Source organism: Microcoleus sp. Aus8_D2 (genome assembly GCF_036702665.1).
GTDB lineage: Bacteria > Cyanobacteriota > Cyanobacteriia > Cyanobacteriales > Microcoleaceae > Microcoleus.
The window spans coordinates 1-14,502 of record NZ_JAUBUN010000029.1 but is presented as its reverse complement, the minus strand read 5'-3'; the positions used below and the strand labels follow the sequence as shown (position 1 = coordinate 14,502).

The 14,502-nt window shown below is 45.4% G+C and carries 15 protein-coding genes; 12 read left to right on the top strand and 3 right to left on the bottom strand.

The genetic code is table 11. The features are described from left to right. The first annotated feature begins 272 nt into the window (after nucleotides 1–272). The 9 genes from QUB64_RS21335 to QUB64_RS21295 all read left to right on the top strand — a co-directional run bounded on the left by QUB64_RS21335 (nucleotide 273) and on the right by QUB64_RS21295 (nucleotide 8,412). Entirely contained in the window at nucleotides 273–1,436 is a 1,164-nt protein-coding gene (locus tag QUB64_RS21335; RefSeq protein WP_333266919.1) for a glycosyltransferase, read from the top strand. A 529-nt stretch (nucleotides 1,437–1,965) separates the two neighbouring features. Further along, on the top strand, nucleotides 1,966–2,697 hold the full coding sequence (locus QUB64_RS21330; protein WP_333266634.1) for a sugar transferase: 732 nt from the start codon (nucleotides 1,966–1,968) through the stop codon (nucleotides 2,695–2,697). Nucleotides 2,698–2,924: 227 nt separating this feature from the next. Next, nucleotides 2,925–3,956 carry a GDP-mannose 4,6-dehydratase gene (gmd, locus tag QUB64_RS21325; protein WP_333266632.1) on the top strand — a complete coding sequence of 344 codons (1,032 nt, stop codon included), beginning with the start codon at nucleotides 2,925–2,927 and terminating at the stop codon, nucleotides 3,954–3,956. A 541-nt stretch (nucleotides 3,957–4,497) separates the two neighbouring features. Continuing rightward, nucleotides 4,498–5,442: a GDP-L-fucose synthase family protein gene (locus QUB64_RS21320; RefSeq protein ID WP_333266629.1), complete on the top strand. Its 945-nt coding sequence runs from the start codon at nucleotides 4,498–4,500 to the stop codon at nucleotides 5,440–5,442. A gap of 351 nt (nucleotides 5,443–5,793) precedes the next feature. Further along, nucleotides 5,794–6,288, top strand: a complete 495-nt coding sequence (locus tag QUB64_RS21315) for a DUF4365 domain-containing protein (RefSeq protein ID WP_333266628.1) — start codon at nucleotides 5,794–5,796, stop codon at nucleotides 6,286–6,288. Beyond that, nucleotides 6,285–6,827, top strand: a complete 543-nt coding sequence (locus QUB64_RS21310; protein ID WP_333266626.1) for a hypothetical protein — start codon at nucleotides 6,285–6,287, stop codon at nucleotides 6,825–6,827. The genes QUB64_RS21315 and QUB64_RS21310 overlap by 4 nt, the downstream gene beginning before the upstream one ends. A gap of 73 nt (nucleotides 6,828–6,900) precedes the next feature. Beyond that, on the top strand, nucleotides 6,901–7,725 hold the full coding sequence (locus QUB64_RS21305) for a peptidoglycan-binding protein (RefSeq protein WP_333266624.1): 825 nt from the start codon (nucleotides 6,901–6,903) through the stop codon (nucleotides 7,723–7,725). Nucleotides 7,726–7,832: 107 nt separating this feature from the next. Beyond that, a complete protein-coding gene (locus QUB64_RS21300) occupies nucleotides 7,833–8,195 on the top strand; it encodes a DUF6972 family protein (protein ID WP_333266622.1) in 363 nt (120 codons plus the stop codon). Then, complete coding sequence (locus QUB64_RS21295; protein WP_333266620.1) at nucleotides 8,155–8,412, top strand: hypothetical protein; 258 nt, start codon at nucleotides 8,155–8,157, stop codon at nucleotides 8,410–8,412. Before QUB64_RS21300 ends, QUB64_RS21295 begins: the two co-directional genes overlap by 41 nt. Nucleotides 8,413–8,622: 210 nt before the next feature. On the opposite strand, the gene QUB64_RS21290 is transcribed toward QUB64_RS21295, so the two are convergent. Together QUB64_RS21290 and QUB64_RS21285 are read right to left on the bottom strand one after the other, a co-directional pair. Further along, the gene (locus tag QUB64_RS21290) at nucleotides 8,623–8,940 is read right to left on the bottom strand and encodes a hypothetical protein (protein ID WP_333266618.1); all 318 of its coding nucleotides are present in this window, start codon (nucleotides 8,938–8,940) and stop codon (nucleotides 8,623–8,625) included. Nucleotides 8,941–9,074: 134 nt separating this feature from the next. Beyond that, on the bottom strand, nucleotides 9,075–9,683 hold the full coding sequence (locus tag QUB64_RS21285; RefSeq protein ID WP_333266616.1) for a hypothetical protein: 609 nt from the start codon (nucleotides 9,681–9,683) through the stop codon (nucleotides 9,075–9,077). Between the two features lie 431 nt (nucleotides 9,684–10,114). Here QUB64_RS21285 and QUB64_RS21280 point away from each other — a divergent pair, with 431 nt between their 5' ends. The 3 genes from QUB64_RS21280 to QUB64_RS21270 all read left to right on the top strand — a co-directional run bounded on the left by QUB64_RS21280 (nucleotide 10,115) and on the right by QUB64_RS21270 (nucleotide 13,582). Then, entirely contained in the window at nucleotides 10,115–11,572 is a 1,458-nt protein-coding gene (locus QUB64_RS21280) for an NB-ARC domain-containing protein (protein ID WP_333266614.1), read from the top strand. Between the two features lie 397 nt (nucleotides 11,573–11,969). Next, complete coding sequence (locus tag QUB64_RS21275) at nucleotides 11,970–12,569, top strand: 5-formyltetrahydrofolate cyclo-ligase (RefSeq protein WP_333266612.1); 600 nt, start codon at nucleotides 11,970–11,972, stop codon at nucleotides 12,567–12,569. A 239-nt stretch (nucleotides 12,570–12,808) separates the two neighbouring features. After that, nucleotides 12,809–13,582, top strand: a complete 774-nt coding sequence (locus QUB64_RS21270) for a fumarylacetoacetate hydrolase family protein (protein WP_333266610.1) — start codon at nucleotides 12,809–12,811, stop codon at nucleotides 13,580–13,582. A gap of 209 nt (nucleotides 13,583–13,791) precedes the next feature. Here the strand turns inward: QUB64_RS21270 and QUB64_RS21265 are convergent, their stop codons facing one another. Next, the gene (locus QUB64_RS21265) at nucleotides 13,792–14,265 is read right to left on the bottom strand and encodes a Tic20 family protein (protein ID WP_333266609.1); all 474 of its coding nucleotides are present in this window, start codon (nucleotides 14,263–14,265) and stop codon (nucleotides 13,792–13,794) included. Nucleotides 14,266–14,502: the final 237 nt, after the last annotated feature.

Genomic DNA, 14,502 nt, shown 5'->3' with positions numbered 1-14,502 from the left:
TCGCCCGTTCCGCATATTTGGGCGATCGCAAATCACCTACAGTATTCCGCCTAATAGTATTTTTTGTCAACAATCGGCGGTAATTTTCCCGCAGAGTGTGGTTTTGCTGTCCCTGATTTCACAAAAACCGCGTTTATTCCCAAAATCCTGGGTTTGAGCTAAATACCTACGTAAAAACCCGCTAGATGGTTCGATATTGCGTAAGCGATCCCTCGGTAAGACTAATATTGACAGAATTGGCGCTAACAAATCGTTCGATCGACTACATACAAGTGAAAAAACTCAAATACGCCCTAGTTCATGAATGGTTGACGCCCTTAGCTACGGGCGGTTCAGAACTCGTAGTGCAGGAAATCCTCAAATACATAGACGCTGATATCTATGCCCTCATCGACTTTGAATCGGCGAATCCCGAAAGCTATCTGTTTCAAAGACAGATTGGCACGACATTTTTGCAGCATTTCCCTAAGGCCCGCAGCGGCGTGCAAAAATATTTGCCATTCCTGCCGATCGCGATCGAACAACTAGATCTGCGAGAATACGACATCATCCTTTCATCATCCCACGCCGTCGCCAAAGGCATCCTCAGCAGTCCCCAGCAACTGCACGTCTGCTATTGCCACACGCCCATGCGCTACGCTTGGGACTTAACTTTTGACTATTTGCGCAGCAGCAAAGCCGGACGGGGCATCCCGGGCTTGCTGACGCGATATTTGTTGCACCGACTGCGGCAGTGGGACGTACTTTCGGCCAACCGCGTCGATTATTTCATCGCCAACTCCCAACACACGGCGCGCCGAATTTGGCGGTGCTACCGACGGCGCGCTGAGGTGATTTATCCGCCGGTAAATATCGAGAGATTTTCCTTGATGCGGCAAAAACAAGACTTTTACGTCACAGTGTGCCGGTTGGTAAGCTACAAAAATGTAAGTGCGATCGTCCAAGCATTCAATCAACTCGGGCGCACTCTAATTGTCATCGGCACCGGGCCCGAATTAGAAATGATTCGGCAAATCGCCAAACCCAACGTGCAACTACTCGGCTGGCAGCCCGCCTCCGTAGTGGAAAAGTACATGGCAGAGGCGAAAGCCTTTGTCTATGCAGCTTGCGAAGATTTTGGCATCGCTTTAGTAGAAGCTCAAGCTTGCGGGACACCAGTAATTGCCTATGCGGCAGGCGGCGCTTTGGAGACAGTGCTCGACATTCGCCAACACCCAGAAACTGGCACAGGTTTATTTTTCCCCTCCCAAACCGCAGCAGCAATAGTCGAAGCCGTCGAAGAATTTGAGCAGTTGGAAGGCAAATTTGCGCCAGAAATGGCACGGTTGCGCGCCTCCGAGTTTGCCCCGGAAGTTTTTGAGCAGCGCTATCTAGCTTTTGTGGAACATTGCTATCAGGAATTTCTCTCAGGCGATTTTACCAAGTCTGGAACTTGAGAGGGTCCGATGGGGATCGGGAGAGAGGGAGAAAATCTTCCTTTCGCCTTCACAAGCCCTCTGGATAAGCGCACTGTTCCTTCTGAAGGCTTCATAAGCGCTCAAAGCCTCTCTGTATAAGTGCTTTGTCCATTCTTCCTGATTCCGACTTCACGCTTGACTTCTGAAGGCTTCAGAAGCGCTCAAAGCCTCTCTGTATAAGTGCCTTGTCCATTCTTCCTGATTCCTGATTCCTGATTCCGGATTCCTGATTGCTTCTGCCTTCAGAAGCCCTCTAAACCTCTCTGTATCAGTGCCTTGTCCATTCTTCTTGATTCGTGATTCCTGATTGCTTCTGCCTTCAGAAGCGCTCAAAACCTCTCTGCATAAGTGCCTTGTCCATTCTTCCGACTTCCTTCAGCCTGATTGCGACTTCACGCTTGACGAATTCCGAAGGCAGAAAATTGAGTATTTGAAACATAATTCAGAGAACAAAGCGTCTTGAGGCTTTATGATCATGACTGTGTGTGGTGTGAAGTGAAGGAGTAAGATGACTGCCGACAGCCAACTAATCTCCGGCAAGGTAATTCGAGCGATCGCGAGACGCGGTTTTGGGCCAGTCCTGCAAGGAGACAGACGCATAAGTCGTTCTCTACAGAGCCTCGACGGAGAATTTTTCAAGCGGTTATTTGACATCCTGTTTTCCTTATCGGTTCTGATCCTGTTTGCTCCGGTTTACCTGCTTTTGGCTCTCTCAATCGCCTTAAGCTCGTCCGGGCCTATCTTTTACGTACAGGAACGAGTAGGCAAAAACCGTAAAATGTTTTATTGCCTTAAATTCAGAACGATGGTGGAAAATGCGGATGACATATTGCTGGAAATCATGGAAAAATCTCCGCATTTGCGTCAAGAGTTTGAGGACAATTTCAAGCTGAAACAAGACCCTCGAATTACCTGGATTGGAAGATTTTTACGAATGACCAGTTTAGACGAGTTCCCCCAGTTTTGGAATGTTTTAAAAGGAGATATGAGCGTCGTCGGGCCGAGACCTTTAGTTGAAGAAGAACTGCCGAGATACGGCCGTCACATCAACAAAATTCTCACCATCAGACCTGGGATTACAGGCTTGTGGCAAGTGTCAGGTCGCAACGACATTCCCTATCCCCGGCGAGTCCAAATCGACCTCTATTACGCCAATGACAAAAACCTTTGGATGGATTTGTGGATTGTTTTCAAAACAATTGGAGTGGTGATTTTCCCCAAAAATAACGGCGCATATTAATTATTGTCCGCAGTCAGCAATCGGTAGTTAGTTTTGTTTTTTACTGACCACTGATGCTGACTACTGACAGCAAGCGGCAAACTCTTTGTCAAAAAATTCACAGTTCCTTGATGCCGATCGAAGCATTGTGAGTTAAGGTAGAGCTTGAGCATACGACCGGCAGGCCACAACAGCCTCTGCCCGGAAAGTCCGAAGAGAATTAACACAGCCTGTCAAAGGAAAATCAGATGACCCAACGCAAGCGAGCGCTAATAACAGGTATTACAGGTCAAGACGGCTCCTACTTGAGCGAATTACTGTTAGAGAAAGGATATGAAGTTCACGGCATTATCCGGCGCAGTTCCAGTTTCAATACCGATCGCATTGACCACATCTATGTAGATCCTCACAGCGAGGGCGCACAGTTGTTTCTGCACTACGGCGACTTAACCGACGGCACTACTCTGCGTCGGATATTGGAAGAAGTTCAGCCTGTAGAAATTTATAACTTAGGCGCTCAATCTCACGTTCGAGTCAGTTTTGACTCGCCGGAATATACGGTTGATGCCGTAGGGATGGGAGTGTTGCGCCTGCTTGAAGCAGTTCGGGACTACCAGAGTCGCACAGGCATAGAAGTGCGGTTTTATCAAGCAGGTTCTTCAGAAATGTTCGGTTTGGTGCAGGAAGTTCCGCAGAAGGAAACAACTCCTTTTTATCCCAGAAGTCCTTACGCCTGCGCCAAAGTTTACGGTCACTGGCAAACAATAAATTATCGCGAATCCTACGGACTTTTTGCCTCCAACGGCATCTTGTTCAATCACGAATCTCCGCGCCGGGGCGAAACTTTTGTCACCCGCAAAATTACTCGCGCTGTTGCCAGAATTGTCGCCGGCAAGCAGAAAAAACTTTATTTGGGCAATCTCGATTCCAAGCGGGACTGGGGCTATGCTAAAGACTACGTGCGGGCGATGTGGCTAATTCTGCAACAAGACAAGCCTGACGATTTTGTCATTGCTACCAATGAGACCCATTCCATTAAGGAATTTCTCGATTTGGCATTTACTTACGTCAATTTAGATTGGCAAAAATATGTGGAGTTTGACGAACGCTACTTGCGTCCGGCAGAAGTCGAACTGTTGATTGGTGATTCGACTAAGGCGCGCCAGCAATTAAATTGGGAACCTTCTGTAACTTTTCAGGAGTTAGTACATTTAATGGTAGATGCTGACATGAAAGCTCTCGAAAAGCAGGAGCGAGGTTCTGGTAACGGATTTGATTAAGCCGCAAAACTAAGCCGTCAGTGGATTTTCCATTTTTCGATTATAGATTTGGGATTTACTCCACAGATGAATCTGAAAGCTTAAACTAGGGTCTAAAAGTTTTGACTCTCCCCGACTCCTGTCGGGGGCTGGTATCCGTTTTTGGGCGGGTCACTGCTAACAATTTGTAGGGGTAGTGCCCCTGTCTGCCCCGATTGGCGAAATGCGCGTACCGGGGCATTACCCCTACACGCAGTTTACAACTGAATGAGAGGATTGTTGCAGCTATTAGTGCGTAGGGCGATCGACATTCAGACAACCAGCTTAACTGATCGCCAAACTTTCGGCTGCGCGGGCCAACAAAAACATTAAAATCACGGTTGAGCAGTCGCAGCCGATAAATCTCTGGCTCAGATACGCACGGCAATTTGTCCCGATCTGGGACTGCTAAAACAGATTTGTTGGCAAGCCCGTGCTGTAGCGGAAAGCTTTTTTGCTAAAGTAACAATTTTAGAGTGGAAATTGTCGATCGACCCTTATTCAAAATTCTGAGGATAAAATTATGACCAGCTTGGATTTAAGCAGCAAGCGCATTTTAGTCACGGGCGGCGCCGGTTTCCTCGGCCGTCAGGTAATCGACCAATTAGTCAAAGCAGGCGCCGATGCTGATAAAATTTCAGTTAGTCGATCGCGCGACTGCGACCTGCGCGTCATGGAAAACTGCAAGCGTGCCGCCGACCAACAAGACATCATCATACACTTAGCAGCCCACGTCGGAGGCATCGGTTTAAACTTAATCAAACCGGCAGAACTATTTTACGACAATTTGATGATGGGCGCGCAACTAATCCACGCAGCCTACGAAGCAGGAGTCGAAAAATTCGTCTGCGTCGGCACAATTTGCGCCTATCCCAACTTAACACCAGTTCCCTTCAAAGAAGACGACCTCTGGAACGGCTATCCAGAAGTAACCAACGCACCTTACGGAATAGCAAAGAAAGCCCTATTAGTGCAACTGCAATCCTACCGCCAGCAGTACGGATTCAACGGTATCTATTTGTTACCAGTGAATTTGTACGGGCCCGAAGATAACTTTGACCCGAAAAGTTCCCACGTCATCCCCGCATTAATTCGCAAAGTCCACGAAGCCCAAGAAAGAGGAGACAAAACGCTGCCAGTTTGGGGCGACGGCAGCCCCAGCCGCGAGTTTTTATATTCCACAGATGCCGCACGCGGAATTGTGATGGCAGCTCAATCTTACAACGAATCTGACCCGGTTAATTTGGGAACCAATAGCGAAGTTAAAATTCGCGATTTAGTGGAAACAATTTGCGAATTGATGGGATATCAGGGAGAAATTGTTTGGGAAACAGACAAGCCGAACGGTCAGCCGCGCCGCTGTTTGGATACGGAAAGGGCTAAGGAAAGGTTTGGTTTTGTAGCTGAGGTGGAGTTTAAGGAAGGGTTGAGAAATACGATTGATTGGTATCGAAAACACGCAGTTTAAGTGTGAAAAAATCCCCGGTTTATTCAATAAATCGGGGATTTTTTTTGATGATAGACGGCGGTTGAAACCGCGGAGTTTACGGGCACACAAACGATGTCCGCGCCTTCGCCGACTAAGAAATTATATCAGATCGTGTCCGTTCGATGAGCGTCACAAAAACCGTTCGTAGTGTGGACTTTAGTCCGCTTTATATTGCGGACTCAAGTCCACACTACGAACCAATCTTATATCTGTCAATCGAGCGGACACGATATCAATCGATCGCCTCTCGGGGAGGGTTATCCTACAATAATTACTTGGGGAACATCTTTATTGTAAAATAAATTATTTTCACAAAATGTTTATTTGGGAATGGAACTAAACCAGCAGAAAGAACTTTTTAGCAAAGCTTATGTACGTGCCGTTGCAGCCGTGGCAGGTTTCTCGATCGATCTGTTAGAATTAGACTTGAACAGCATCGACCTACAAATCACGGCTGGCAGTGGTGAGGGAAGCGTTTATTTTCCCGAGTTGAAGTTACAATTGAAATGTACTTCAAGAGACTTGATAGACGGCGACTGCATCCGATATCCGCTCAAAGTCAAAAACTACAACGATTTGAGAAAGAATGCCCTAGTACCTCGAATCTTAGTTGTAGTTTTAGTACCGGAAAATCTAGAAGACTGGTTGCAGCAGTCAGAATCGGAACTCTGCATGAAAAATTGTGCCTACTGGATGTCATTGCGGGGACAGCCAGAAACACAAAATATAGGAAATGTGACTGTTTCTTTACCCCCCAGCAATCAGTTTACAGTAGAAGCTCTTAAGTCAATGATACAACGCATTAGTGAGGGAAGTTTGCCATGAAAGTAACTGTAAGAGATAGTCACATCCTGAAAACAATTGAGCCAAATGTGTTAGAGAAATACTTACAGATAAATGGCTGGCATAAAGCTCGTCAATTTTATGAGGGATTCATTTGGAGCAAGAAAAATTCTGTGAGTCAGGAGGGGGAAGTATTGGTTTCGCCTCACCAAGATTTTGATGATTTTGCAGAGGTGATGTGTCGGAACTTAAAAGCATTAGAAGTGGTGGAAAATCGTTCTCAGCTAGATATTCTCAGCGATTTAATCACGGCTTTACCTAATGTTGCAATTTCGGGATGGATTAATAAAGTACACGAGGCAGAATCTGCTGCCCAAATTATATTAATGGGATTTGTGGTGGGGAAGCTGAGAAAAATTAATCTGAAATTGAGCGGCTCTGATTATCAGTTAGCCCTCAAGGCTTATGAAACGCGATCGCCCGTAACCTGTTTTGGCGATTTAATTAAAGAAAATGACGGTTTCGTGCTAAACAATCCGCGCGATTTTGCCCTGCTGACTGAGGCTGAATTAATTAAATAATTCGGGAAATCCTGGTTGTGGTACAATATCAAGCAAAAATTATTGTGCCGATCGCATTACAGGAAAACAGGTTGTGCAAACTCTAAAATTAGGTGCATCGGGTTCCGATGTTGTGAAACTGCAAAAACGCTTGCTGGAGTTAGGTTTGAATCCAGGCACTGCTGACGGTAAGTTTGGGCCGAAAACAGAAGCCTCCCTCAAACAGTTTCAAACCAATCAAAAATTTTTGGCAAACGGCATAGCGGGCCCGGAAACCCTCGCTGCTTTGTTCCCTGGGGAACCTTTGGGGTCGTCACTTTTATCATACAGGGCGATCGAGCTAATCTTAGAATTTGAGGTTGGCGGCGGGCGGCAATATTACGAAAAGCTGTTGCAGCGCCCAACTTGGCCGGAAGGAGCATCGGGAATTACGATCGGCATCGGCTACGATCTAGGTTACAACACAGTAGAAGTTTTCAACCAAGATTGGCAGAAATTAGGGGATGTCGAGCGCCAGCGTTTGAGTGATTGCTGCGAGTTGACAGGAGAAGCCGCGAACAATCGTTTAGATAGTGTTCGAGACATAATTGTGGCTTGGGAATTAGCATGGGACGTTTTTAATGTTGTCACCGTGCCGAAATTTTACAATCAGACAAAAGAAGCATTTCCCGGTTTAGAAGAATTACCACCAGATGTTCAGGGAGGATTGGTAAGTTTGGTGTTCAATCGCGGCCCGAGTATGGAGGGAAACCGCCGCCGGGAAATGCGCGCTATCCGGGATTTAGTGCCGAAAAAAGATGTGCAGGGAATTGCCGATCAAATCCGGGAAATGAAGCGGATTTGGGAGGGAACGAGCATTGCAAAAGGTATCGGGAGACGGCGGGATGCGGAAGCAGATTTAATTGAGGGAAGTGCTTAAAGATCGCTCGGGATTTTATTATAAAAGCCCGAGCGTTAATTCAATTCAGGACGCTTTTGATATAAGGTTATGATAGGATGAATTGCAAGGAGCTATATAATTAGTTAATGAGTGGCATTAACCGCGAACTAACACCAGACCCAAGAACCAGTTTATTTGACAAACATCTTCCCGAAACGCCACAGGTACAAAGACTGCTGAGAAAAGAAGAAAAAGCTCATGTGTTTAATGACAGAGCCACAAGGGATTTAGTGATACAAGCTATTATAGATAGAGGAGAGCCTACAGGAATTGATGATGAAACCGATGACTACGATCGCTACGGGCTATACTTTGATTATCCTATAGGTCATCAAATCAGAGCCGACGGCAGTCGCATTCCGCTGTATTACGCAGAAATTAAAATAATCAAAGGAACCGATAATTACCATGTTATCCCCCGCACAAAACCTCGTCGAACAAGTCAATGATTGGGAATTTATCGAGTTGTGGGTAGATCCGATTGTTTTCCCGCCTCGGATTCTGATGTTAGTCGGTGGCAAAAATAGTAAGTGTGGTATTTACGAACCATCGCCGAATTATAAACTGCTGTTTTTAGGTTCAAGTTACGATGAGGCTCACTCGTGGCTACTCGAAGATGATTATGAGAGAGTTGATGGGAGGCTTTTAGCCTCGGAAGTAGTTTGAGTGAATAAAAATAAGGGCGATCGCCCTTTAGCGCAAAAAGGGCGATCGCTTTTGATATAAGGTTATGGTAAACTCAATCGCAAGTTTCTTGTCTAATGAGTTGATGAGTGTCATTAACCGTGAAAGGAAGCGAGAATTATCGTGTTATCCCCCCACAAAACCTCACCACACAAATCATGGTTAATTCCTTGAAAAGCTGGGGGAATCAATTTAAAATGCCAGCATCAAACCGGCGATAATTTGTAATATGTGGATGAGAGCCTCAATAGACAATCCCAGTGAACTCGCCAAGGCCCCCATCGCCGACGCTATTTCAGGAAGAGCTGCACCTGAACTGATTAAAGCTACGAACTGGCTTATTATTTCAATAACAGCGGGTACGTTAGCAGCCAAGCCAAACACAGCCGCAACAGAAACTGCTCCAACCTTGAGAGCTTCGAGTAGTATCGTTAGCTGTTCGATCGCGTCTGGGCCTTGGGTGTGAATGTAATCTAAAATTTGTGCAATTGCTGCTACCAGTGCGTCCATACTTTTTTCCTTTTAGGGTAAAATGCCTACGATAAATCAATACTGTCAGTCAACTAACTGAAAAAGCATTTCAAAAAATAGTCGGATTATTTCCAGCCAACTCAACTCATTTCTCATCTTGCTTCGTACATTATTTAGCTTTTCAATATGTTAGATAAAATCAAGATTTTAAATAACCAGCCACTCAAAAGTAACATGACTGAAACTGCCAAAGCAGCAGCATTTTCGGGAATTCCTGAAATTTTGTGACAGCCCGTGTAAATCATTAAAATTATGTAGGTTATAGCCACCACCGTAACTATAGCAACAATTTCAGCATTCGGAATTCCTAAAATACTACTGATTAATAGCAATAAAGAGGCAGGAACTAAAGCGACACCAGCAATGAATATATCCCCTTGAAAGCTTCCATATCCCCGAAATAGTTTGCGTGTCAAAAAACTAGCCCCTGCTATACTCAAAAAATTAGCAGCGCTGGCAACTATTAAATTAAATAATGAACTGCCAGAGTTGTCTGGGAAAAATTTGTGGCACGCGAATACAAAGCAAACTACATATACTATTCCAAAAGCAATTCCAACTCCTAAAGCACGTTCCTTACCTAATCCTTGAAAAAAAACTGGAAGACCGCCAACAGGATTAATTAGAAAAATCTTTAATCCTTGAATAGCGTCATTAAGAGTTGATTTAACTTTGCTGGCGACTTCAGTAGCCATTTCATTTTGATTTTGGTTGTCATTCATGATTATTTTTTTAGATAATTATTTTGGTTGTTGGCAAACTCAAAAAAAACCTAGTTATTTTTTCTTGCTCTTACATTAATGCTATGCAAAAACAGTTGATCCATTAGCCATTGCCACTAAACTTTTTGACAACTTTTATATGTATATCAAAGACATTGGCAACATCTTTAACCGTCTCCTTTTGTTCTTGCGACAGCGGGCATTTCAGCTTTGATTCTTTTTTGGGTTTATTAGTCATGACTTTATATTTTAATGTTTGGCTACAGGGTACTAACAGTGACGGACAGCTTATATTTGAAAATTACACCATCCTCATAATGAAGTCAAGTCATAAAACATCAGAAAATATCACAAATTTAATATTTCTTAATGTCATTGAATGTCAGATGCGAGCGGGATGTCAGAAAATGTCAGAAAAAGTCTGATACAATATGAGCATTCCCCTACCTACCCGACCGATGGACGTGAAAGAACTCTTGAGGTTAGCTGACAACCTAGTTTTTGCCAAGACGGGAGAACACTTGGACGATCTGCAAAAAGCTATCCTGCTGGGTGTATGGGAAGGTCAAAAATACTCTCAAATCGCAGAAGCATCATATTGTAGCGAAGGTCACATCAGGAATATCGCCTCAAAATTATGGAAGCGTTTATCAAATGTCTTAGGTGAAGAAGTTACTCAATCAAATTTACGCTCTGCACTTGAAAGACAACAATTATATATCGTTTCATCAAATTTTGGAAATGATTTTCTACATATTGGTAACGTCAATGTTTGTACCGATACCCAATCTCCTGAAGTTCCAAAAGATCGATCGCCCTCAACTCCCACCCCAGACACCTCAAAACCCCAAACCCGACTAGACTTAGCAGATGCACCTCATATTTCATTGTTGTGCGATTCGCCTGATGGCGATAGCTTCGCCGCGCGTACATCCGAACTCGCCACCCTCGAAAAATGGATTGTCCAAGACAAGTGCAACCTCGCAGCCATATCAGGACTCAGCGGCATCGGCAAAACCGCACTTTCCCTCCACCTCATCCCACAAATTCAGCATCACTTTGACTGCGTAATTTGGCGAAATCTCCGCACCTCCCCACCCCTCGGAACCACCCTAAAAAACCTGATTCAATTTATCGCCAATCAACCGGAAACCGAATTATCAGTCAGCATTGGCGATCGACTTTCCCTGTTAATGGAATATCTGCGAAAAAACCGCTGTCTCATCATCCTCGACGACGTGCAAACTCTCCTCAGCAGCGGACAACTCGCAGGAAATTACCGCCCAGACTGCGAAAATTACAGCATCCTCTTCCGACAAATCGGAGAAACAACCCACAACAGTTGTTTCATCCTCCACACTTGGGAAAACCCCAGAGAAATTACCGCATTAACAGGCGAAAACTCACCAGTTCGTACTTTACAACTCAAAGGTATAGGTACAGATGCTACCGAAATTTTCCGACAAAAAAGTTTACTTAACCCCGAAAAATGGGAATACCTAATTAATGCCTACCGAGGCAATCCATTGTGGTTAAAAATAGTCGCCACCACCATTCAAGAAATATTTCGAGGCAGGGTTTCAGATTTTTTGAAATATGATATACTATTTGTCGGGGAAGAATTGGCAGCAGCATTGCACCCGCAGATAAATCGCTTGTCAGAATTAGAGAAAAAGCTCATCTGCCGCCTCAGCCGCGAAGCGAATTCAGTTTCAATAGAGCAATTGCTACAAGATGCCGATTTATCGCCCTCGGAGTTATTCAACGGGCTGCAATCTTTGGGGAGGCGATCGTTGGTTGAAATAGAGGAAATGGATAATGAAACGCGATTCAGTGTTTGTCCTGTGGTGAGACAATATGTGTTATCTAATTCGGTTAATTGCTCGTGATATTTGTAGGGACTGAGGCAGTGTCTAAGACGTGTCAACTTAAAGTCTGAAACCTCTGACAAATCTCGCTTATAGCCGAGTCTAGATCCCCCCTAGCCCCCCTTAAGAAGGGGGGGGCAAGAAGGACTATTTCGTCCCCATTTTTTAGGGGGGAAGCGTCCATTTCTCAAAGTCCCCGCAACGATTCGGGGGGAAGCGTCCATTTCTCAAAGTCCCCGCAACAATTCGGGGGGAACCGTCCATTTCTCAAAGTCCCCCTTCTTAAGGGGGATTTAGGGGGATCTGGCCTCGGCAACAAACAAGAGATACAAAGGACTTTAGCGTTAAGTTGACACTAATTGGCAGTGCGGTGTCCCTACCCTTTTTCGCGTTCATTTAAACTGATTGAATATGAAATATGCACTCTCCTCAACCTTCATTAACTAAAACACAATTAAGACGATCGCTCCTGAACACCCGCAAATCCCTAGGAGCCCAAGAATGGAGCCAAAAGAGCGAGATACTTTGCAATCATTTGCAAAACTCGCCCCTATTTACCGAAGTAAAAACAATCCTCGCCTACTTTAGCTTTCGCCAAGAACCAGATTTAAGTCCTCTATTCGCAACTTCCCGCACGTGGGGATTTCCCCGCTGTGTTGGTAAAGACTTATCCTGGCACATCTGGCAGCCCGGAGATGCTTTACATACTGGAGCTTACGGCATCCTAGAACCGCTGCCTGATGCCCCGAAAATCGACCGCTCAGAAGTAGATTTAATCCTCGTACCCGCCGTAGGTTGCGATGTTCGCGGCTATCGCTTGGGCTACGGTGGCGGCTATTACGATCGCCTGCTCAGTTTACCTGAGTGGGAATCAAAAATTGCGATCGCCACAATCTTTGAATTTGCCTTGCTAGCCCAGCTACCCGATGACTCCTGGGATAAACCGCTGCACGGAATTTGCACCGAAAACGGGTTAAAAATGATACACCAACAATCCAGAAGGTCGATCGAGCAGTAAATGTTAGCTAATTATGCTTAGATCCATGTTTATATGTATTATGACTCACACACTCCCAACAAAGACACCGGGTTTTTCAACCGAGATTGAGGGTTTTAAGCAAATATTTTGGCTAAAAAATCCGGTTTCTAGGCATCTGTGCGTCAGTCCTCTGTATTCTACAGAAAGTCCTATTCCCGCGATCGGGAAACGGTCAGTCTGTTTTAATCTAAGATCTAAAATCCCAAATCTAAAATAGTATGGCTCAACGCTACGTTCGAGTTAAAACAACACAAGGACACATCCATTACGGTTTGCTGCAACTCAGCCGCAGCATTCAAGTATTTGATGCACCACCTTGGTTAAAAGGACAACCAACTGATTTGGAACTTTCACCAGATACTTACCAAATTCTCGCCCCGTGCTCTCCCTCAAAAATCGTAGCCGTCGGCAAAAACTATGTCGATCACGCCGCCGAGATGGGAACTCCAGTACCCGCTGAACCCTTGCTGTTTTTCAAGCCTCCCAGCGCTGTCATCCCCGCAGGTGGAGCGATTCGCTATCCGCAGCAGTCGGAAAGGGTAGACTACGAAGGAGAATTGGCCTTGGTAATTGGCGAACATTGTACCAACTGCACTCCCGAACAAGCACACAGCAAAATTTGGGGCTATACGATCGCCAACGACGTAACAGCCAGAGATTTGCAAAAGCGAGACAACCAGTGGGCGAGGGCGAAAGGGTTTGATACATTTTGTCCGTTGGGGCCTTGGATTGTGCGCGAATTGAGTCCGGCTGCACAGTTGCAGACTTTTGTCAATGGGAGCGATCGACCGGTGCAATCATCTCAGATCGATCGCATGGTATTTTCCCCAGACTTTATCGTCTCCTACATCAGTCAAGTCATGACTCTGATTCCCGGCGATGTGATACTGACTGGAACGCCGCAAGGGGTAGGGCCGCTGCAAATAGGCGATCGAGTCCGCATTGAAATAGAAGGCATTGGCAGTCTTGAAAATACAGTCATTGGTCAGTAGTCAGTAGTCAGTAGTCAGTAGTCAGTAGTCATTAGTGGGGAGAGCGCGTGCGTGAAATGGTTTACTCGTTCAGGGGCGAGAATCATCGCTAAACCAGCCCTAAAAATCCCTAGAAGAAATTGTTTTTTTTGGACTTACTAATTAAGAGCTGATGACCAATGACCGATGACCAATGACCGATGACCAATGACTAATGACTAATGACTAATTTATCGTACCTGCATATAAACAGCATCGGAAAGCGGAGGAATTTCTGCATAGCGTCCCAGCGCCGACTGCACGACTGCATAGAAAAATGCAGCCAAAACGCCCAAAAATACCATGTTATACAGAGTTTCTGCAATAAATGCGACTTGGAAGCCTTTACCTAAAATCGGCAAAACCAGACCGCACAGCATCAAAACAATGTCTAAAAGAATGGCCTGCATCGCATTAAAACGAATGAAGTGACTGATGTTTTCGTTTCTAACTACTCCTAAATAAAGGGCAAAGAAAATAATCAAGCTAGCGAAGGGCAAACTATAAATCTGAAGCAAGGGAGCTAGCGGTAAAACAAACAGTTTCAGGACAGGAAACTGTGAAAACAGATACCCGCCGAACTTCAGCCCGTCAATGAGCGGGAGCAAATAAGGCAAACAAGCAAAAATCCGGTCTGGAACAGTCGTAGATCCGCGCCAAGTCATAATGAACTCTCCTGAGTCGATCGATAAACTATCAATTCCCGTTAAACTCAGGATAACGCAGCAGGCTCAGTTCCGACTCGCCCGGAAGTTTCCCACACTCGATCGCCGAGTAGATTCAGGGGTACTTAGATCGACTCGGGTTCAATAGTCACCATGCCCGATGCCCGATGCCCCATGCCCCATGCCCCATGCCCCATGCCCCATGCCCCATGCCCCATGCCCCATGCCCCATGCCCC